Here is a 21,026-nt window from a genome sequence, read left to right as displayed (position 1 = left end):
GCACACTAGAGTAGGGAGAGAGTAGATAATATGGGGGGAACTGATATGATAAAAGCTATTGTTTTTGATTTTGATGGGTTAATTATCGATACAGAAACAGCTTTGTACCAAGCTTATAGAGAATTGTTAGAAGAACATAATGTAACTTTATCGATTGCAGAGTATGCGTCATATGTTGGTACAGATCCTGGAGCCCTTTATGAGTTTTTAACGAACCAACTTACAGGAAAAATGACAAGAGAGGAAATTATTGAAAAAAGTTATAAGCTTCATCGAGAGAAATTAAAGGAGCCGATAGCTAGAGAAGGAGTCCAAGAATACCTAGAAGAAGCTAAAAAACAGGGTTTAAAAATTGGACTAGCAAGTAGCTCCGATAGAGAGTGGATTATTCATTTTTTAAAAGAACTTCAGATCATTAATTATTTTGAAGTGATCAAAACCCGTAATGATGTGGAGAAGGTTAAACCCGATCCGGCCTTATACAAAAAGGTTATTAAGGATCTAGGCATTTTACCTTCAGAGGCTATTGCATTCGAGGATTCAGCCAATGGAAATAAAGCTGCTGTTGTTGCTGGGTTAAATTGTGTAATTGTTCCGAATATGGTAACAAAAACCCTTACATTTGATAAATATCATTTACGTATGTCTTCTATGAAGGAAAAAAGTCTAGGTGAAATCATTGAATTTATTACTTCATGTGCTAAAAAGATTTAACACGCTTCATTTTGAAGTTTATATTGAATTAGAAGAACTCTAAAAACCCAGGCGTCCTCATTCACTTTGGCAGCCGCTGACGAAGAAAAGCAAAAAGAGTTTGTAGAAACTACCTTCCCAAAATTAGCGGCAGACGGTAGCTACCGCAAGTTAATCAAGAAATATGCAAAAACGGATGTGCTTATTCTTGATGAGTGGCTGCTTATGGATCTATCAAAAGATGAAGCAAGGTAGCTGTGAATAATAATTTTAGACAGAATATTAAACTATTTATTTTATATTATTCATGCCGAGTAAAATACCTTCCTGAATAATATAAAATAATGATCCAGGAAGATATACAAAAAAGTGGCTGGTTACATTTTAGAAACCTTTTTTAACTAAAAAACCTCATTTATTTATGGTACGGTTCACCACTATTAATGCTGAACTACATCCTCTACAATCTGGCCTTTTAAAGGAATAAAAACGAACTATTTTTTCCCTTCTGAAAGCTTTCGATACAAAGCCGACCTTGAAACATTCGTAATTTCACAAATTTGCTTTACGGTCATTTTGCCTTCTCGATAAAGCTTTACTGCATAGTTAATCCCGGCATGCTTATGGTGATACTTTTTGACTCTTCCACGGTATTTCCCTTCCTTTTTCGCTAAATCAATTCCTTCACGTTGACGCATTCGAATTAGATCACGCTCTAGTTGATTTACTCCACCCATAACCGTCATTAAAAATTGGCTATAGGGATTATCTTCTGATAAATCTAACCAGGTGTCTTTTAATGACCGTAAGTTCGCCTTCTTTTGTTTTATGTAATCCACTAATTCAAATAAATCCCTTGTGCTGCGAGTGATTCGAGTAAGGTCCGTAACAAAAATGATGTCCCCATGTTGAAGAGATTCCAACATTTTTTGCAGCTCAGGTCGATCTTGTGTCGCCCCGGACAGTTTTTCTTCAAAAACGATGTCCATTCCTATCTCATTTAGTTGCTGAAACTGCCTTGCAGGATTCTGGTCAACAGAACTCACTCGTATATAACCGATTTTCCTCATATTTACACCTCTATTTTGAAACAAGTCTTATGGGACGCTCTTAACTAGCATTCTATCAGTCTTTCATATTTGTTTCAATAGAGTCTACTCTATTGGTATATAATTATTATGATAGAAAGTTTCCATAATACAGAATACTCGTTAATTGAACAGATAAAGGGGAGTTTATATGGCATCAATTGAAAGAACGGCGTATCCTCGTTTTAAGCGAAGCTTAACAAAAAAAGAACTTCAACGCATTTATACCTTAACATTAGAAGAAACTCAATTTATTCATTCAATCGCACGAGGACCAGAAAACTTATTAGCAGCTGCTGTTCTGCTCAAATCGTTTCAGAAGCTAGGCTATTTTCCTAAGGCTCATAACATCCCGAAAGGGATTATTGAGCATATCCGTAATTCGTTAAACTTGTCTCCTAATACGTCCTTAGATTTCAAACCATCCCGAACCACACAGAGACATCAACAAGAAATACGTAAATATTTTAACGTCATACCAAATGGTAAACAAACACGGCCGATCATCATCAATATTTTAACCGAAGCAGCAAAGGTGAAAGATCATCCCCCTGATCTAATTAATATCGCCATCGAAGAGCTCGTTAAAAGCAGGTGTGAGTTACCGAGTTTTCGTGTCCTAGATGAGTTAACCGGTTAAATTCGCAGGGCTGTAAATCAAGAGCTGTTCCAACTGGTATTTAGTAGGCTATCCAGTGAACAAATACATTCTTTCAATGAATTGCTCATAAGAAGCACGGACCAGCATTATAGCGACTATAATCGGTTTAAAACCCTTCCTAAAAAGCCTACTCTGAAAAATCTAAAGGATCATATCGACTATTTTATTTGGCTTCAGTCTTACGGTGATATGACTCCGTTTTTGAAGGGAATTGCACCATCTAAGATCAAATATTATGCGGCTGAAGCCAAATCGCTGGACGCAGCCGAATTAAAAGATTACTCCGAACCGAAGCGAATCACTCTTCTTATCTGTTTAATTCACCAGGCCCAAGTAAAAACCAAAGATCACTTGGCTGAAATGTATCAAAAACGGATTGGAACCATACACAACTCCAGCAAAGAAGATCTAAAGGACATGAAAGAACAGAAGCAAAACGAACTAGAAAATCTAATTACAATCTTTAACGACGTTTTGCTTGTTATGGCTAGCGAGAACGATGATGCAGTCAGTCATGAAAAAGTGAAAGAAACCATCGCCTCTTATGGAAGTGTCCAGACACTGTTGGATAAATGCGAAGCGGTGGCTTCAATTAAAGGAAATAACTATTACCCTTTCATCCAGAAACATTATAAAAATAGTCGGTCTACTCTTTTTAGACTTGCTGATCTGTTGCAGTTTACATCCACATCTCAAGACCAATCCTTGTTGCATGCGCTTGAATTTGTGATGGAAAATAGGAACAAACGCACGGATTGGCTACCCGATGAAGTGGATCTCTCGTTTGCCTCTGATCAATGGCGCAGGATGGTTCGCGTAATACAAAGAGTTGGAGGTTGGCTTGTTCACCGTCGGCACTTAGAGGCTTGTGTCTTCTCTTGTATTGCAACAGAATTAAAATCTGGCGATATTTGTGTCCCAGGGTCCGAGTCATATGCTGACTATCGAAAACAATTGCTTCCTTGGGAAGAGTGTGAACCTTTAATACCGGAATACTGTCGCGAATTAGGTTTCCCTGATAATGAGGTAGACTTTGTAAAAGGATTGAAGTCATGGATGATTGAGATTTCGAAACAAATTGACCAGGACTTCCCTGATAATGAGCATGTGAGCATTAACGAAGCTGGTGAGCCTATTTTAAAAAAGGTGAAGAAACGTGAATACAAAAAGTCACTGAAAGAATTAGAGGAGATGATTAAAGAACGTCTCCCCGAAAGAAATTTGATTGATGTCTTGTGCAATGTCGAACACTGGGTCAATTGGACACGCCACTTCGGGCCATCTTCCGGGTCCGATCCAAAGCTAAAAAATCCACGTGAACGATACATCTTAACTACTTTTGCTTATGGATGCAATTTAGGACCTGTTCAGGCAGCTCGGCATATGCGGGCGGATGTGACCGGGAGTGTCCTATCTTATACAAATCAAAGGCATATTACGGCAAGAAAGATTGACCAAGCTTTGAAGGATATCATAAACCATTATCATCATGAGTTTGATTTACCCAAGCTTTGGGGGAAAAGTAAATCTGCTGCGGCCGATGGGACCAAATACGATATTTATGAACAGAACCTATTGGCCGAATACCATATTCGCTATGGGGGTTATGGTGGGATTGCGTACCACCACATTTCAGACAACTACATTGCTCTTTTCAGTCATTTCATCCCCTGCGGAGTATGGGAAGCCGTTTATATTCTTGATGGTTTGCTGAAAAATGAGTCGGATGTGCAACCAGACACTATTCATGCCGACACACAAGGCCAATCTACGCCAGTATTTGGTTTATCTCATCTGCTGGGTATCAAACTGATGCCTAGAATTCGGAATTTCAAAAAGCTCACTTTCTTCCGACCTAGCCCTGACATGAAATATAAGCACATCAATTCTCTTTTTAGTGATACGATCGACTGGGATTTAATCGAATTACATTGGAAGGATCTTTTACGAGTGGTTTTGTCAATAAAGCATGGGAAAATCTCTTCTGCTATGTTGTTAAGAAAGCTGGGGAATTACAGTCAAAAAAACAAGCTCTATCAGGCATTCAGAGAGCTGGGACGTGTCGTGCGGACCGTTTTCTTACTCCAGTACATTTCTGATATTGAATTACGCAGAACAATCACTGCTACCACTAACAAAGTAGAAGCTTACAACGGATTTACCAAATGGTTGTTCTTTGGCGGGCTTGGCATTATTGCTGATAACGATCCTGAACAACAGGAAAAGGCCATTAAGTATGGAGACCTGGTTGCAAACGCAGTTATTTTTCAAAACGTCGTGGATATAACTACGGTGATACGTCAGCTGAGGAAAGAAGGGCATTACGTAGATCAGGACGACCTAAGTGCACTTAGTCCTTATCTTATGGAACATATCAAACGATTTGGCGATTACGTCATTGATTTAGAAGAACGGCCTGAACCTTTAGATGGAAGGCTGGGGTTAGGGTTTAAAACAGCTTAGTGGAGGGCCTTTGTGTCCTCTTTACATTTTCTTACATCTGTATGGCGGTTTTTGGACTTATCTCGGACTTATCCCTCATTAGCCCATTCGATGCCTGGTTGCTCATTAGAGGGTTAAAAACATTACCAGTGAGACTTGATCGCCATTGTGAAAATGCGAAAAAAATAGCAGTCCAACTGAAAAAGCATCCGAAAGTAAAGACGATGTACTTTCCTGGGGATCCGGATTTTCCACAATATGAGCTGGCTAATCGTCAAATGAAGCATCCTGGTGGAATGATCAGCTTTGAAATTGATGGAACAAAAGAAGAGGCCCAAGCCTTTTTAAATCACTGCCAATTAATTAAAATCGCTGTCAGCTTAGGTGATTCGGAATCACTCATTCAGCATCCAGCAACAATGACCCATGCAGTCGTACCTGAAGAGGAACGTTTGAAAATGGGGATAACCGACCAACTCATTCGTCTGTCTGTAGGGCTCGAAGCGTGGGAAGATATTTGGGAGGATTTACAACAAGCGTTGGATCAGTTGTGATATAGCTAAAAAGAAGCAGAGCAAACCCCATATGATTTGCTCTGCTTTTTCTATCGAATCTTTACGTAATCTTTTTAGAAATCAAAGTTATCAGGATCTGGTCCCACACGATGGTTCTCATTTAAACTATCGATTCGTTTCATATCATCAGCTGATAATTCAAAATCAAAGATGGTAGAGTTTTCAATAATTCGGTGTTCTTTTGTTGATTTAGGTATTGTGATAATACCATTTTGCAAATCCCATCGTAAAATTACTTGAGCGACTGATTTATTATATTTTGTTCCTATTTCTTGTAATGTAAAGTTATCTAGTAACTGGCCTTGCATTAAAGGTGACCATGCTTCCAATTGAAGTTGATGCTGTTTACAAAAAGCGAGAAGTTCTTTTTGGGATAAACGTGGGTGCAGTTCCACTTGGTTCACCATTGGTTTAATTTCTGCATCCTCCATTAAGTTTTGCAGATGATGAATTTGGAAGTTGCTTACGCCGATTGCTTTAACTTTTCCTTCTTGATAAAGGGTTTCTAATGCTTTCCAAGAATCTTTATATTTTCCCTCAACTGGCCAGTGAATAAGATAAAGATCTAAGTAATCTAATCCAAGTTTAGTTAGACTTGTATTAAATGCTTCAAGTGTTTTTTCGTATCCTAAGTCTGCATTCCAAACTTTGGATGTAACAAATAATTCTTCGCGAGATATGCCCGCTGCTTTTAATCCTTCACGAATTCCGATGCCTACGCCTTCTTCATTTTCATATACAGCAGCTGTATCGATACTCCGATATCCATTTTTGATTGCTGATGAAACTGAATGAATGGTGTCATCATTTGGTACTTTAAATACACCAAGTCCTAACCAAGGCATTTTTACACCATTATGCAATGTTGTTGTATCTTGTAAGTTTTTTATCATTTTAAATAACCTCCTAGAATCTGTTGGAAAAATTATGAATTAATTTGTTTTGTTTTAGTGAATTATATTTTTTTGATCTTTTCGTTCTAACGTGCGACTAATTCCAGTAAGAATTACCGCACCTACGACCATTAATGAACCTATCCAAGCTGTGTGAATGATTCCCATGGAATGGATGATGATGCCGCCCAAATAAGAGCCAATTGCTATCCCTGCATTAAATGCGGCAATATTTATTGCTGATGCGACATCAATTGCTGATGGCACAAATCGTTCAGCCAACATGACTACATACACTTGTAGGCCGGGTACATTCATGAAAGCTAATAATCCCATAAAGAGAATAGTTATTAATCCAGCTAGCTTATATGGTGCTGTGAATGTTAATACAAAAAGAACGACTGCCTGAACAATAAACATATAGAATAGTGCATCTATAGGGTTTCGATTGGATAATTTTCCTCCGATCATGTTACCAATGGCAATCATAATTCCGTAAATTAGTAAAATGGCTGCAACAGTACCTTCCTTAAAGCCAGTAATTTCTTGTAATAATGGAGAAAGATAAGTAAAGACAACAAATGTTCCTCCATACCCTAAGGCTGTAATTATAAATAGCAAAAGTAGACGACTGTTGGTAACTAATTTAAATTGATCACGAAAGCTTGTCCGAGTAACGGATTTTCTTAAATCAGACGGTATTAAAATACTATTAGCGATAAAAGCAATTACACCGACGATAATTATTACAATGAAGGCGATTCTCCATCCGAATTGTTGCCCAATAAATGTACCAAATGGAACACCGGTTACTGTTGCAACTGTAAGTCCTGTAAACATAATTGAAATTGCACTTGCCCTGCGGTTTTCCGGAACTAAATCAGCTGCAATGGTCGAACCGATAGACATAAATACACCATGTGAAAATGCTGAAATCACTCTTGCAATTAGCAGTACAGCAATAGTAGTTGCACTGCTAGCAATGCTATTGCCGATGATAAAAACAACCATAATCCAAAGTAATAAGGCTTTCCGTGGTATCCTTGAGGTAACAGCTGTAAGGATTGGTGCTCCGAAAGTAACTCCTAACGCATATAATGAAACAGTTAAACCTGCTGTAGTAACAGGAATGTGTAAATCATCTGCAATAAGTGGCAATAATCCCACACTTATAAATTCCGTTGTACCAATCGCGAATGCACTTACTGCTAGAGCCAATAGTGCGAATGTACTTCTTCTTTTATCCAGTGACATGAACTCTCTCCTCCTCTATAAAAAGTGAATAAAAACACAAATGTGTGTGTGAATAGAAAAAATTAACCGGCAAATGATATTATGAGATATAACGATCTTAATGAAAAGTACGCACTTTTTTGTAATATAGGTACAAAAAAGTAATATAGGCACTTAAAAGTACCTATAGGATGAGGAGGATTACAATGCAGAAAAAGAAATACAATATATCAGTTGAAGCGACGTTAGAAGTGATCGGTGGGAAGTGGAAATGTGTGATTCTTTGCCATTTAACACATGGGAAGAAGCGGACGAGTGAATTAAAACGGTTAATGCCGAATATTACACAAAAGATGCTGACGCAGCAACTAAGAGAACTTGAGGAGGATGGCGTCATCAATCGTATCGTATATCAACAAATCCCTCCTAAAGTGGAATATGAGCTAAGTGATTATGGATGGAGTTTAGAAAGTATATTGAATGCTTTATGTGATTGGGGTGAAAAACATATTACGAAGGTGTACGGGGACACATTTTCTGTACTGGAAGAAAATATTTTAAATGATCATTTAAAATGATAAAGGAAAACTCCAATTGTATCTAGAAGATATGGAGGGATACGACAAATGAGGTGTAAACAATGAAACCAAAAATTTATATAACTCGTAAAATACCAGAAGTAATTTACGATCAATTAACTGAGTTTGCGACCGTCCGTATGTGGGAAGAAGAGGAGACTCCAGTACCTCGGGAACTTTTATTACAGGAAGTTCGCGATATTGAAGGGTTGTTCTGTCTTTTAACAGAAACGATCGATGAAGAAGTGATCCAGCAGGCACCAAAGCTAAAAATCATTAGTAATATGGCCGTAGGATTTAATAATATCGATGTGACATATGCTAATAAACATGACGTGATTGTGACGAATACCCCGGGAGTGCTCACAGAAACGACCGCGGATCTTACTTTTGCATTAATGATGGCGACGGCAAGAAGATTAGTCGAAGCATCTGAATATTTACGTAAAGGTGATTGGAAAACATGGTCACCAATGCAACTAACAGGTAGAAATATTTATGGTGCCACGCTAGGAATTATCGGAATGGGAAGGATTGGACAAGCGCTTGCTAGAAGAGCAATCGGGTTTGGAATGAATATCCTTTACTATAATCGTTCGCGAAAAACTGAAATAGAAAAGAAATTAGGGGTTGAATACTGTGAATTTGAATCATTACTACAACAAGCAGATTTCATCAGTCTTCTACTTCCTTATAGTCCGGAGGTCCATCACTTAATAGGCGAAAAAGAATTTAAACAGATGAAAAAGACCGCAATTTTAATTAACACTGCACGGGGTGGAATTGTTGATGAAAGTGCTTTATATCATGCATTGAAAAACGGTGAACTTTGGGCAGCCGGCTTAGATGTTTTTGAAAAAGAACCGATTGATTTAGATTCACCGCTTTTATCATTGCCAAATGTGGTGACCCTTCCTCATATCGGAAGTGCAAGCGAAGCAACAAGACTAAAAATGGCTGAAATCGCCGCCAATAATATCATTCAAGTGTTAAAGGGCGGCCAGCCAATAACACCAGTGAAAATAAAATGAAGAGGTTAGACAATGGGATATATTGAAGAATTACGAAAGCTTGTTGGAACAAGACCATTAAATTTAGTAGGATCTGTCGTTGTAATGGTGGATGAAAAAGGGAGGATTCTGTTACAGCAAAGAAAGTATCCAAAGGAATCATGGGGGCTTCCTGGAGGGCTGATGGAGTTAGGAGAATCAGCGGAAGAAACGGCAAAACGGGAAGTGTATGAAGAGACGAGATTAGTTGTTGATGACTTACAGCTTATTAACGTTTACTCGGGTAAAAACTATTATATGAAGGCGGCAAATGGTGATGAATTCTACTCTGTAACTGTTGCCTACTATTCAAATACCTTTCATGGGGAAATGCAGGCCGACCAAACAGAAATTAATGATTGCTTATTTATAGACCCACATCAATTACCAGAGAAAATTGTCGGAAGTCATCGGGAAATTGTTGAGGATTATTTGTGTTTAATTAAAAACAGGAGTCACTAAGCCTCAAGTCTGAACGAATATTCATTCTAAAGTGCATTGTTGGAAGATTGTCCACTCCTATATGATGTATGTATAGAAGAAGGGAAAGGACGATATGCAATGAAAAAATTATTATTATTTTTACTCGTTCTTGTCGGTTTATATTTTATCGGCTCGAGTATAAAAGAGGCATCTTGGTTTCCGTTTAGTAAGGGTGATGCACATACTCAATCAATAAAACACATTGACTTACTTGATTTAAAGGTCGATAGCTCGAATACTGTCATTATTCCAGAAGATCGGGAAGATGTTAAAGCGGAACTAGAGGGCAAAGGAAAATTAGATGTTGATCGAAGTGGAGACACTATTCGAATCGAAGTAAAACGGAAATGGTTTCAACATTTTGGGTTTTGGAACAAAAGCAAACTGACGGTGCATGTTCCTCGAGAATATAATCGCGATTTGAATGTGACGATCGGATCCGGGAAGTTAACAATGGAAGGTCCTTCAAAAAAAGATCCAATGAAGTTGAAAAACATGAACGTGAATATGGGTTCAGGTCAGTTAGATCTAGAAAACTTAGATGTAAAACAGTATAAACATAATGGCTCATCAGGCATGGCAAATCTATCTTCTATCTCCACTCAAACGGGAGAAATTCGAATGAGTTCTGGTATTGTCAATGTGGATGGCTATGAAGGAGAACTTGATGCGACGCTATCTTCTGGTAAATTAAATGTTCAAATGGATAAGCTTGAGGATTCCATTAATGTCCATGTAAGTTCAGGTTTAGCCACGCTTGATTTACCTGATAATGCAGATTTCACCTTGAAAGGAAAAGTAAGCAGTGGAGATATTTCTTGTGATTTCCCACTTGAAAGCCAAGAAGTAGGTAATCATAAAGTGAACGGAAAACATGGTTCAGGAAAGCATACAATTGATGTTACGGTATCTAGCGGAAAAGTGAATATTTATTGATAATTAATGATTGAAAAGGCTGGTATCAAACTTGATACCAGCCTCTTCCTTTTAACTTATCCTCTTTCTTCTGCTTTTAATTTTGGAGATAAAAATGCAACAAAGAAGCCTAATAAGGCAATCACCATCATTGCAATAAATAGATGGTGCAGACCAAACACGAGAATTTCCCTTAAAGAAGATCGTGCTTCTTCAGGCAGCTTCTGTGCCAAGTTAGGATTAATCAATTGATTAAGACTATCTGTTTTTACATGGGAATGTGCGGTTTTTGTTACAACGGTCGAATTAAAGTAAGTTCCAAGTATGGCCACCCCGACGGACTGTCCTAATGTACGGAAAAACGTATTAGATGCAGTAGCCGCCCCGCGCATCGACCAATCAACTGCAGACTGAGAACTAACCATCGTTATCGTCATAACCATTCCGAAGCCAACTCCGATTAATGCAGCTAATAAATGGAAAAATAGCTCAGGTGTGTTAATCGAGAAAAACATTAACCAAATCGCCGAAATAACGATAATTCCCATACCGACTGCAACGGTTACACGTTCACCTTGACGCAGCAACATTCGCCCGCCGAGAAATGAACCAATCATCCATGTAAGAGACATTGGCGCCAACATTAAACCTGAAATAGTAGCTCCGTGGCCAATAACCCCTTGAACCCACATCGGAAAATAAACAGTTATACCAATTAATATACAACTTGCGAGAAAACCAACCGCATTAGCGACCGAGATGGCCCTTAAACGAAATAGCTGTAATGGAATCATCGGTTCTTTTGCTTTCGATTCAATAAAAACGAATAATATAAGTAAGATAATTGCACTTATAAGCAAAAGAATAATCGATGGAGATGTCCAATTATGCGTATCGCCGCCGCGTTGTAAGGCATAAAGCAAGGCGAGCATACCTATCGAAAAAGTAATCGCACCGGCAAAGTCGATTTTTTTCTTCGTTTTTTCGATATTTTCCTTCAAAGAAAAGCCAACCATCAGCATCGCGGCAATTCCGAATGGAACATTAATATAGAATATCCAATGCCATGATAGCTGATCGACGAAAAAACCACCGACAAGTGGACCAATAACACCGGCAATTCCCCAAGCGGCCCCCATAAACCCTAGTACCTTTGCCCGTTTTTCATATGGATAGATGTCCCCGATAATCGTAGTTGTGACGGGCAAAATGGCACCAGCACCAATTCCTTGGATCGCACGATAAATAATTAATTGTTCCATCGTTTGTGAAAGTCCACAAAGTGCAGAGCCAATAAGGAAAATAATTGTACCAAGTGTAAAAATAAATTTTCTGCCGTATAAATCAGAAAGCTTTCCAAAAATCGGAACAGTTACAGCAGAAGTAAGTAAATATATTGCAAAAACCCAATTCATTAATTCGATCCCTTTTAAATTACTGACAATTGTCGGCATTGCAGTACTAACGATAGTTCCTTCAATGGCAGTCAAAAAGGTTGCAACAAAAAGGGCGATCGTTACAGTTCGTTTATTTGTTTTCTTCATTCCTATCCTCCATTTTTCTTATTGCTACTGACTAGTATCATTCGAGACCTTCTATTTTGTCAAATATATCGTACAAGTATACGAAAGAAGTCATTATAGAATACCAATGCATGTCAAAAGAAGGATACTCATTAATAAAACAGTCTCAAAAGTAGTTCGTATTACCAAAATATAAAACTCTTTGTTATCAACTACAAGGACTTTCGGATTAATTCAGACAATGAATAATGATTCATAATTATCCCTACTAGGTTGATGTATATATTTTTTTGGGGGTTGAAATGGAATTTTTTTAACATAGTAAGGAGTCCCTATATGATTTATTAATAGAAGGGTTATTTTGCCAATATTTTCGCTGTGTAACAAAAATTACACTCCTGGTAATATTTAGTACTTTTGCCCCTGCTTAATAATTTCCATTCCTACGAAATGACTAAATCCTGAAAATTCAGACCTTAGTCGACAAATTTAGACAATTTTTTTAAAACCTAAGCGATATATTTAAGTTGACAACTAAGAACCTTCACCAAGAAAGTCTAGAGAAAGGAGGATACAGTTGTCATTTCTATTGTCAAAGGCTTTTTTCATGAACGAAAAGAGCAAATTATTTTGAAGGGGAGGAAAAAGAATGCCGAGGAAGAAAAAGGTTGTGAAGGCCACAAGTGTATTGGCCACAGTGTTAATGTCAGTTTCGCTTTTAACACCAAGTTTTGCGAATGCTGCTTCATTATCAGTAACGAAAAAACCACATACATCGGTTTTGGATTCGAGTGTTACGAAGTCGAAAATTAGTGATGCACTTCTTAAAAAGTTCAACACAGCCGATGAAAAGGTAACCTTTTTAATCAAATTTAAGGAACAGGCTGATACAGCTAAAGTTGCTAAAAAAGCGGCAACCAATGCCAAAAAGGCGAAGCTGTCAGGAATTAAAACAAAGCTTGCAAAACGATCAGCGGTTGTCTCCGAATTAAGAGCGACTGCGATAGAAACACAAGACGATGTGATTAAGTATTTAAAAAAGGAAAAGAAAAACGGCAATGTAAAGAATTTTGAATCCTTCTATATTGTCAATGGGATGGCAATAACAGCTACGAAGGAAGTCATGCAAAAGCTTGCTGGCTTTGAAGCGGTAGCGAAAGTCCTCCCGAACGAAACGCGTCAGCTATATAAAACAGGTGTAGCTGCACCGAATAAACAGGATCAAAAAGCTGAAAAGAATACAAAAGCTGAAAAAAGTGCAAAAACAGCTGAGAAAAAAGCTGGCACTAACAATATTGAATGGAATATTGATCGCGTAGGTGCACCACAAGTTTGGGATATGGGAATTGATGGATCGGGAACGGTCATCGCCAATATCGATACAGGTGTACAATGGGATCACCCGGCATTAAAAGAAAAATATCGTGGTTACAATGCAGCAAACCCAAATAGCCCAAATCATGAAATGAACTGGTTTGATGCAACTGCAGGTCAGTCTACTCCGTATGATGACCAAGGACATGGTACACATACAATGGGAACAATGGTCGGTTCTGAGCCTAATGGGGCGAACCAAATTGGTGTAGCTCCTGGAGCAAAGTGGATTGCGGTAAAAGCGTTCACAGCTACGGGTGGCACAGACGCAGATCTACTAGAAGCTGCTGAATGGATTCTTGCTCCAAAGGATGCACAAGGGAATCCACATCCTGAAATGGCGCCAGATGTTGTCAATAACTCATGGGGCGGCGGCCGTGGAATTGATGAATGGTATCGCGAAATGGTTCAAAACTGGCGAGCAGCGGAAATTTTCCCAGAATTCTCTGCGGGGAACACAGACATATTTGAACCTGGTGGACCAGGATCAATCGCAAATCCAGCAAACTATCCTGAAAGCTTTGCGACTGGTGCAACAGATATCAACAATAAATTAGGAAGCTTCTCCTTACAAGGTCCTTCTCCATATGGTGAAATAAAGCCTGATATTGCTGCACCTGGAGTAAATATTCGTTCTTCTGTACCTGGAGGCGTGTATGAAGGCGGTTGGAATGGAACTTCGATGGCTGGACCGCATGTATCAGCTGTAGTTGCGTTGTTACGGCAAGTAAACTCATCATTGACAGTTGATCAAATTGAAGAAATTTTAATGAACACTGCAACGCCTTTAACAGATACCACTTTCCCTGAAAGTCCAAACAATGGCTATGGACACGGATTAGTGAATGCATTTGATGCAGTTTCATCCATTATGAATGGTCTAGGAAAAGTGAAAGGTCAAGTAACGAAAGACGGGGATGACAATGAAGCTCCAACTTTCGAACATAGTGCACCAACTGAAACATATGCAGGAATGGATTTACCTTTAACAGTCCAAGTAAGTGATAATATTAGCGTATCTTCAGTTACTTTGGAATATAAAGAAGGAAATGAATGGAAGAGCATTGATGCACAAAGAAAATCAGGTGATTTTAAATCTGGAGAATATTCCGCGAAGATTCCTGGGGATAAAATTGCTACTCCTTCTTTAACGTATCGTTGGAAAATGAATGACTTTGGTAATAATGAAGTGACAAGTAATGAATACAGTGTAGAAGTGAAACCTGGAATCACTGTTGGCTATTCTCAAGACTTTGAATCTACACCAACGGGCTGGAGCTCTTTTGGAACAAAAGATTCATGGCAATGGGGTGTACCAACTTCCGGACCAAGAAGTGCTGCCTCCGGTGAAAAGGTTTATGCGACAAACCTTGCTGGAAACTATGATAACAGTGCAAACATGACGTTGGTAATGCCGCCAATCGATCTTCCGGAAGGTAATTCATACCTTCAATTTAAAAACTGGTATGAGCTAGAAACTCGTTATGATTTCGCTCATGTATTTGTTTCAACAGATAGGGAAAATTGGACACAGCTTCTACGTTTAAATGGAACAACAACTGCATGGACAGATCAAGAAGTAGATCTATCTGCTTACGCAGGTCAACGAATCTACATTGGCTTCAACGTAACTACGGATGGAAGTGTACAAAAACAAGGTTGGTATATTGATGATGTGAAGCTTTCCGCTAATTCGATTAGCAGTAAAACTTCCAAAGGCAACATGAATCTTGGAGTCGAAAAAGGCGATGACAAGGATTCTATGAAAAAAGAAAAGGTAAATCCAGCTTCAATTAAGCCAGAATTACCTAAAAAGGATGCCCCTCCGGCGAAAGAGGAACAAGTTAATCCTACACTATTACCGATGAATGCTCAAGTAAGTGTAGTAGAAACTGGACGTTCAGTAACAACAAATCCAGCTAACGGCGAATATGAAATGACACATGCAGCTGGCGACTATACTATACAAGCAGATGCATATGGATTCCGTTCTAAGCAACAACGTGTAACGATTGAAAATGATGGGGTAGCAACAGCTAACTTTGTTTTAGATGAGCTGCCAAAAGGAAATATTAGTGGTACGGTGAAAAACAAATCGACTGGGGAGCCTTTACAAGGTGCAACGGTTCTACTTGTTGAAGACGCTGCGGTGACACCGGTACAAACGGATGCGAATGGACACTATGAATTAACTGCTTATGAAGGCACATATACGTTGAAAATCATTGCACCATTCTATCATGGCCAAGAAAAACAAGTAACGGTAGAAGGTGGAGAAACAGCAAACGTTAATATTGATTTAGTTCCAATCATTAGTTACCCTGGCGGAGAAATTGGTTATGACGATGGTACAGCTGAAAATGCGCGTGCATTCTATGATGCGGGTAATGGCTGGGCAGTGAAAATGTCACTACCTGAAGGTAAAAAGACGGCAATTGTTACAGCTGGAGTGTTCCGTTTCTGGGATACTGAATGGCCTGTACCAGGTGGAACAGAGTTCAAAGTAGAAGTTTGGGATGCAACAGGAACTAATGGCGCACCAGGTAAGAAGATTGCTGGTCCAATCAATGCGACTGCACTTCGTAATGGTGAGTGGACAGTTGTTGATTTATCTGGAGAAGGAATCTCAGTAAATGGTGACTTCTACATGGTTTACATTCAAAGTAAAATTAACACTGCTTCTCCAGGCTTAGCAACAGATGAAAGCAGTCCAAATGCAAAACGCAGCTGGCAATACGTAGGCGGAGCATGGAGTCAATCTCCTGCAGATGAAGGAAACTATATGATTCGTGCCCGTGTAAGCTATGAAGTGGACGTACCAGCAATCACTTCACCTAAAGATGGTTCATTTACAAATGAAGGAACAGTAACTGTAGAAGGAACTGCTTCACCTTCAACAAATGTACACATCTTAAACAATGGTGAAGAGGTGAAAACTGTTCAAGCAACAGATAAAGGAACATTCTCTGCAGATGTGGCTCTAACTGAAGGAGAAAATGTCCTAACAGCGAAAGCTTCTGTGGAATCTGGTTCAACAGAACCGTCCGCACCAGTTAAAGTGGTGTATGACAAAACAAAACCGAATTTGATAATCGATAGTCCGAAAAATGATTCTAAGACAAATAAGGAAACAGTAACTGTTGAAGGTAAGGTCAGCGACGCCAATCTTGATTGGGTTAAAGTTGACGGTCAAAAAGCTACTGTAACCGATGGTAAATATTCAAAACGTGTGATGCTTGAAAATGGCGAAAACGTCATTAAAGTCGTTGCTCAAGACAAAGCGGGCAATAAAGTAACGAAGAAGGTAACCGTACATGCACAGTACGATGCACCTGCAATCGAAAATCTATTGCCAGATGCTGACAAGAATTTGAAGAAAGGTGATTCAATCAAAATCGAATTTGATAGTGCACCGGGATTAAAAGCAACATTCGCTATTCACATGCCTTTAACAAACGTTTCCAGTGATAATGCAACGGAATTGCCAATGATGGAAACATCATCTGGTCATTATGTTGGCTACTGGACCGTACCAAATGGCACAAAAGCAGATGGAGCGGTAGTCGAAGTAAAAGTAAAAGACGATTATGGCAATGTAGGAACAAAACTGGCGAGCGGTAAGCTTTATATTAAGTAATCTAATCCGAGTCCCCCCTGACTCGAAAATAGATGTTGCCTAGCAAGGAAAACCCCCCCTTGCTAGGTTTTTTGTTTTTCTATAAGGATTTTCTTTTCTTTATTGTTATCTACATATTGATGTGGTAATATTAAGATAACTTTTTTAGAACGGAGGGGTAGCCTTGAAGTTTGTAAGAATCCGATTTAAGGCTTTGTGCCGCTAATTAAATAGCGCAAGACTCTGCTAATCCTGTGCAGAGTAATCGGATTGGTCTGCCTACTTTTAGGAACCCTATTTTATTGAAACATTTATAGTATAAAGAGGGAGGAACGATTCTGCCCTCTTTTTTTGTTGTCTTTTTTTGGAACTGCTTATAAGGGTGCTCCCTTATTTTTGGGGAATTATATACATTATCCGATACTCAGGTGCGTGCAGCGAGCAGATTTGTAAGTTTATTTTTAGAAAATGGAGGGAGCAATTTTATGGAACTAAGGGAAAAAGCGATATTAGTAGGGGTTAATTTAAACCATCAAGACAATTTTGACTATTCAATGGAAGAGCTTCGAAATTTAACGGAAGCATGTGATATCGAAGTCGTTGGAGAAATTACACAAAATCTTCAAAGAATCAATAAATCACATTATGTAGGGACTGGAAAAATTGATGAAATTCGTGCGCTTGGGGAGATGGTAGAAGCAAATGTCATTATTTTTAATGATGAATTATCACCATCACAAATTCGAAATTTAGAGGCGGATATTGATTGTAAGGTTATTGACCGGACGATTTTAATATTAGATATTTTTGCTGAACGTGCGCGAACGAAAGAGGCACAGCTGCAAGTAGAGGTTGCCCAGCTGCAATATATGCTACCGCGCTTAGTCGGTCTTCGTGCATCTTTAGGTCGTCAGGGTGGTGGATCTGGCTTGGCCAACAGAGGTGCCGGAGAAACAAAGTTAGAACTTGATCGTCGAAAAATTGAGGCAAAAATCGTTGCCTTAAATAAAGAATTGGAGCATTTAGTTGCCCATCGGAAAACACAACGTAAACAACGGAAGAAAAATGATGTGCCTGTTGTTTCGCTCGTTGGCTATACAAACGCGGGGAAATCAACCATTATGAATGCGTTGGTAGAAAAATTTAACCCACTAGAAAATAAGCAGGTATTTGAAAAGGATATGCTATTTGCGACATTGGAAACTTCAGTTCGAAGCATTTCTTTAGCTGACCAAAAGTCATTTTTACTAACGGATACCGTCGGATTTGTTAGTAAGCTCCCTCACCATCTTGTTAAAGCATTTCGATCGACTTTAGAGGAAGTAGCAGAAAGTGACTTATTAATTCATGTCGTTGATTATTCCAATCCGAATTATGAACGGCTTATGGACATTACGAATGAAACATTAAAGGATATTGGAATTGAAAACATTCCAACCATCTATGCGTACAATAAATCTGATTTAATGGATGTTCAAATTCCGATGATTCGCGGTGAAGATGTATTTCTATCTGCAAAACAAAGAATTGGAATCGATGAATTAATCGAGTTGATTAGGAAGGAAATTTTCACAGATTATGTTCAGTGTGAAATGTTAGTTCCTTATGATCAAGGAAGGATTATTTCCTATTTTAAAGATCATGCAAATGTGATGGGGATGAGTTATGAGGAAACGGGAACGAAGCTTGTGTTGGAATGTAAAGAGAGTGATTATGAAAGGTATAAGGAATTTGTGATTTAAGGCGCTTTTCGTAAACATTGCTCTTTTTACGAAATGATGCACCTATTGGCTGATACATGTCGTGAAAAAAGAGGATTGATCAAAAGTAATCAATCCTCTTTTATTAAACTTGATATATCTTTTTCCCCAATGGGTTATTGAGTGAATAATAAGTATCATTTATTTTAATTTCATTATCTAGGAAGGTTATATTAAATTCTTTATTGTTGGAAGAGGAGAGTGTAAAATATTTTGTGTAAATAGAAATGCACTAAATAATGTTCATAGAAAAAGGAAGACCCTTTCTGTAGAATAAAGTTAGCCGACAAAATTCACAGAAAAGAGGTCTTCCCTATGATTCATCTTACTACAGATTTAATCGAAGCACTAGCACAAAAACAAGATATTGAAGAAGTTTTTCGTCATCATTTGGAAACAGCCATCAATCAGCTGTTAAAACATGAATTAACTGTCTTTTTAGACTATGAGCCTTATGATCGAGAAGGTTTTCATTCCGGCAATTCCCGTAATGGCTACTACGATCGTACCTTTAAAACCGAATACGGAGAACTACACCTTCGTATCCCTAGAGACCGTAATGGCCAGTTCCAACAACAAACAATAGCTCCCTATAAGCGTTCCAATGATACGCTGGAACAGTTTGTCATTCACCTTTATGAAAAAGGGATTACGACAAATGAAATCGCTCATCTCATTGAGCGAATGTATGGACATCACTATTCCAAACAAACGGTTTCGAACCTAACGCAACTTGTTTCTGAAGACGTGAAGGCTTTCCATGAACGAAAGCTGGAAGAACGCTATGTGTGCATTTACTTGGATGCCACTCATATTCCGATTCGACGTCAAACGGTTGAAAAAGAAGCTGTCTACATCGCTATTGGTATTACGGAAGAAGGAAACAAAGAAGTTTTAGACTTTACCATTGCACCAACTGAGTCTTCGCACGTATGGGAAGAACTCCTCCAATGCCTACATGAGCGAGGAGTAGAAAACGTTCTTCTCTTCATTTCCGATGGATTGCCAGGGATGACAGATAGCATTCACCGTGTCTATCCAAAGGCGAAACATCAAGTGTGCTGTGTACATGTCGCTCGAAACATTTCCAGCAAAGTACGTGTAAAGGATCGCGCAGCCATTCTCGATGATTTTAAGGCCGTCTATCAAGCGAAAGACCGTGAAGAAGCTTTAGAAGCCTTAGAACAGATGCAAAGCAAGTGGGAAAAGCCTTATCCACGTGTCATTGAATCAGTGATGAACAACAAACGGATCTTAACGTTTTTTGATTTTCCAGCTTCCATACGTCGCAGTATCTACTCGACAAACTTAATTGAAGCTTTTAACAAAGAAATCAAACGATATGTCAAACGCAAAGAACAATTCCCGAATGAAGAATCCTTAGAACGCTTTCTCGTGACACGGTTTCTAGACTATAATCACAAGTTTGGCATGCGTTGTCATCGAGGCTTTGAAAAGGCCAAATCAGAATTGATACACATGTTTGAAGCACTGGAAGATTAAGCTCTAGCACTGATCCGCCATCCTTGACCTTGTTTGCGGTCGTGGTGGTGTGTAGGTTGTCGGATGGGAAAAATAAAGCCCTATGTGGGGACTTTATCCGCACACCTAGCGTACCACGACCGATCTTTTCTAAGTTCTCGCTGGCCGGGTCCCTGAACCCAACCAGCAAGAACTAAGAAAAGGCACAAGGTCAAGGACAAGCAGCTACCGCTGTGGCTCTGTGTTTAACCTAGAGATAGAAGTTTTATCAACTAAAATAAGCAGGCTAACTTTTCTACCGGAAATAGGGTTATTTACACAAAATTATTGACACACCCTGGAAGAGAGAACGGCTTTATATATATAACCTTTTGTTTTTTCGTGATTTTCCATTTCTTTATATTCTTTTTCATTAAGAAGTTGAATAAATTGTTGTATTTTGTCTTTTTCAGTAATAGTGTGTCGGTTTCCATTTCTCCCGTCAATCACTTCTATTTTAGATACCGATTTATCACCTACAATCTCCATAAAATCCTTACTTCCTTTTGAACTTGTTTGAGAGCAACCACTAATTAATACTAAGACTAAAGATACCGATATTATAATAAAGTTTTTCATTTGATGGACGCACCTTGATTATATAGTCAAAATAAAAAGTGCA

General features: G+C 38.7%; 13 protein-coding genes and 3 pseudogenes. 11 read left to right on the top strand and 5 right to left on the bottom strand.

The window, feature by feature from the left end; genetic code table 11:
* Window positions 1-45: 45 nt before the first annotated feature.
* Both MKY81_RS02325 and MKY81_RS02320 read left to right on the top strand, forming a co-directional pair.
* Window positions 46-714 (top strand): HAD family hydrolase, encoded by a 669-nt coding sequence (locus tag MKY81_RS02325; RefSeq protein WP_341116517.1) that lies wholly within the window; start codon window positions 46-48, stop codon window positions 712-714.
* Window positions 715-819: 105 nt separating this feature from the next.
* Window positions 820-942, top strand: a pseudogene (locus tag MKY81_RS02320) (AAA family ATPase); the annotation flags it as partial.
* Window positions 943-1,187: 245 nt separating this feature from the next.
* On the opposite strand, the gene MKY81_RS02315 reads toward MKY81_RS02320, so the two are convergent.
* Window positions 1,188-1,763, bottom strand: coding sequence for a recombinase family protein (locus MKY81_RS02315; RefSeq protein WP_341116516.1), 576 nt, complete (start codon window positions 1,761-1,763; stop codon window positions 1,188-1,190).
* 169 nt (window positions 1,764-1,932) lie between these two features.
* On the opposite strand from MKY81_RS02315, the pseudogene MKY81_RS02310 reads away from it, so the two are divergent.
* Both MKY81_RS02310 and MKY81_RS02305 read left to right on the top strand, forming a co-directional pair.
* Window positions 1,933-4,905, top strand: a pseudogene (locus MKY81_RS02310) (Tn3 family transposase).
* Window positions 4,906-4,979: 74 nt separating this feature from the next.
* Window positions 4,980-5,438: pseudogene (locus MKY81_RS02305) on the top strand (trans-sulfuration enzyme family protein); the annotation flags it as partial.
* Between the two features lie 74 nt (window positions 5,439-5,512).
* On the opposite strand, the gene MKY81_RS02300 reads toward MKY81_RS02305, so the two are convergent.
* The gene (locus MKY81_RS02300) at window positions 5,513-6,352 is read right to left on the bottom strand and encodes an aldo/keto reductase (protein ID WP_108072805.1); all 840 of its coding nucleotides are present in this window, start codon (window positions 6,350-6,352) and stop codon (window positions 5,513-5,515) included.
* 54 nt (window positions 6,353-6,406) lie between these two features.
* Window positions 6,407-7,606: an MFS transporter gene (locus MKY81_RS02295; protein ID WP_108072807.1), complete on the bottom strand. Its 1,200-nt coding sequence runs from the start codon at window positions 7,604-7,606 to the stop codon at window positions 6,407-6,409.
* A gap of 185 nt (window positions 7,607-7,791) precedes the next feature.
* Between MKY81_RS02295 and MKY81_RS02290 the strand changes: the two genes are divergently transcribed.
* The 4 genes from MKY81_RS02290 (at window position 7,792) to liaG (ending at window position 10,631) form a co-directional block, all read left to right on the top strand.
* Window positions 7,792-8,163, top strand: coding sequence for a winged helix-turn-helix transcriptional regulator (locus tag MKY81_RS02290; protein WP_108072809.1), 372 nt, complete (start codon window positions 7,792-7,794; stop codon window positions 8,161-8,163).
* 62 nt (window positions 8,164-8,225) lie between these two features.
* Window positions 8,226-9,194 carry a 2-hydroxyacid dehydrogenase gene (locus tag MKY81_RS02285; protein WP_341116513.1) on the top strand — a complete coding sequence of 323 codons (969 nt, stop codon included), beginning with the start codon at window positions 8,226-8,228 and terminating at the stop codon, window positions 9,192-9,194.
* A 12-nt stretch (window positions 9,195-9,206) separates the two neighbouring features.
* Window positions 9,207-9,674, top strand: a complete 468-nt coding sequence (locus tag MKY81_RS02280) for an NUDIX hydrolase (protein ID WP_108072814.1) — start codon at window positions 9,207-9,209, stop codon at window positions 9,672-9,674.
* A 99-nt stretch (window positions 9,675-9,773) separates the two neighbouring features.
* A complete protein-coding gene (gene liaG, locus MKY81_RS02275) occupies window positions 9,774-10,631 on the top strand; it encodes a LiaG family protein (protein ID WP_108072816.1) in 858 nt (285 codons plus the stop codon).
* Between the two features lie 56 nt (window positions 10,632-10,687).
* Here liaG and MKY81_RS02270 read toward each other — a convergent pair whose 3' ends face one another.
* Window positions 10,688-12,154, bottom strand: coding sequence for an MDR family MFS transporter (locus MKY81_RS02270; RefSeq protein WP_341116510.1), 1,467 nt, complete (start codon window positions 12,152-12,154; stop codon window positions 10,688-10,690).
* A gap of 628 nt (window positions 12,155-12,782) precedes the next feature.
* Between MKY81_RS02270 and MKY81_RS02265 the strand changes: the two genes are divergently transcribed.
* The 3 genes from MKY81_RS02265 (at window position 12,783) to MKY81_RS02255 (ending at window position 20,386) form a co-directional block, all read left to right on the top strand.
* Window positions 12,783-17,144 (top strand): S8 family serine peptidase, encoded by a 4,362-nt coding sequence (locus tag MKY81_RS02265; RefSeq protein WP_341116508.1) that lies wholly within the window; start codon window positions 12,783-12,785, stop codon window positions 17,142-17,144.
* Window positions 17,145-17,608: 464 nt separating this feature from the next.
* A complete protein-coding gene (hflX, locus tag MKY81_RS02260; RefSeq protein ID WP_107920656.1) occupies window positions 17,609-18,865 on the top strand; it encodes a GTPase HflX in 1,257 nt (418 codons plus the stop codon).
* 333 nt (window positions 18,866-19,198) lie between these two features.
* Window positions 19,199-20,386, top strand: coding sequence for an IS256 family transposase (locus MKY81_RS02255; RefSeq protein ID WP_341116480.1), 1,188 nt, complete (start codon window positions 19,199-19,201; stop codon window positions 20,384-20,386).
* A 303-nt stretch (window positions 20,387-20,689) separates the two neighbouring features.
* Here the strand turns inward: MKY81_RS02255 and MKY81_RS02250 are convergent, their stop codons facing one another.
* The gene (locus MKY81_RS02250) at window positions 20,690-20,983 is read right to left on the bottom strand and encodes a hypothetical protein (RefSeq protein WP_341116507.1); all 294 of its coding nucleotides are present in this window, start codon (window positions 20,981-20,983) and stop codon (window positions 20,690-20,692) included.
* Window positions 20,984-21,026: the final 43 nt, after the last annotated feature.

Source organism: Heyndrickxia sp. FSL W8-0423, from assembly GCF_038009395.1.
Classification (GTDB): Bacteria; Bacillota; Bacilli; order Bacillales; family Bacillaceae_C; genus Heyndrickxia; species Heyndrickxia sporothermodurans.
Note: the sequence above shows the minus strand (reverse complement) of the source record. Positions and strands in the feature narration are given on the sequence as shown.

Coding starts and splice junctions, on each gene's coding strand:
- MKY81_RS02255 (WP_341116480.1), top strand. CDS start 19,199: ATGATTCATCTTACTACAGATTTAATCGAAGCACTAGCACAAAAACAA.
- MKY81_RS02250 (WP_341116507.1), bottom strand. CDS start 20,983: ATGAAAAACTTTATTATAATATCGGTATCTTTAGTCTTAGTATTAATT.
- MKY81_RS02265 (WP_341116508.1), top strand. CDS start 12,783: ATGCCGAGGAAGAAAAAGGTTGTGAAGGCCACAAGTGTATTGGCCACA.
- MKY81_RS02325 (WP_341116517.1), top strand. CDS start 46: ATGATAAAAGCTATTGTTTTTGATTTTGATGGGTTAATTATCGATACA.
- MKY81_RS02270 (WP_341116510.1), bottom strand. CDS start 12,154: ATGAAGAAAACAAATAAACGAACTGTAACGATCGCCCTTTTTGTTGCA.
- hflX (WP_107920656.1), top strand. CDS start 17,609: ATGGAACTAAGGGAAAAAGCGATATTAGTAGGGGTTAATTTAAACCAT.
- MKY81_RS02315 (WP_341116516.1), bottom strand. CDS start 1,763: ATGAGGAAAATCGGTTATATACGAGTGAGTTCTGTTGACCAGAATCCT.
- MKY81_RS02280 (WP_108072814.1), top strand. CDS start 9,207: ATGGGATATATTGAAGAATTACGAAAGCTTGTTGGAACAAGACCATTA.
- MKY81_RS02295 (WP_108072807.1), bottom strand. CDS start 7,606: ATGTCACTGGATAAAAGAAGAAGTACATTCGCACTATTGGCTCTAGCA.
- liaG (WP_108072816.1), top strand. CDS start 9,774: ATGAAAAAATTATTATTATTTTTACTCGTTCTTGTCGGTTTATATTTT.
- MKY81_RS02290 (WP_108072809.1), top strand. CDS start 7,792: ATGCAGAAAAAGAAATACAATATATCAGTTGAAGCGACGTTAGAAGTG.
- MKY81_RS02285 (WP_341116513.1), top strand. CDS start 8,226: ATGAAACCAAAAATTTATATAACTCGTAAAATACCAGAAGTAATTTAC.
- MKY81_RS02300 (WP_108072805.1), bottom strand. CDS start 6,352: ATGATAAAAAACTTACAAGATACAACAACATTGCATAATGGTGTAAAA.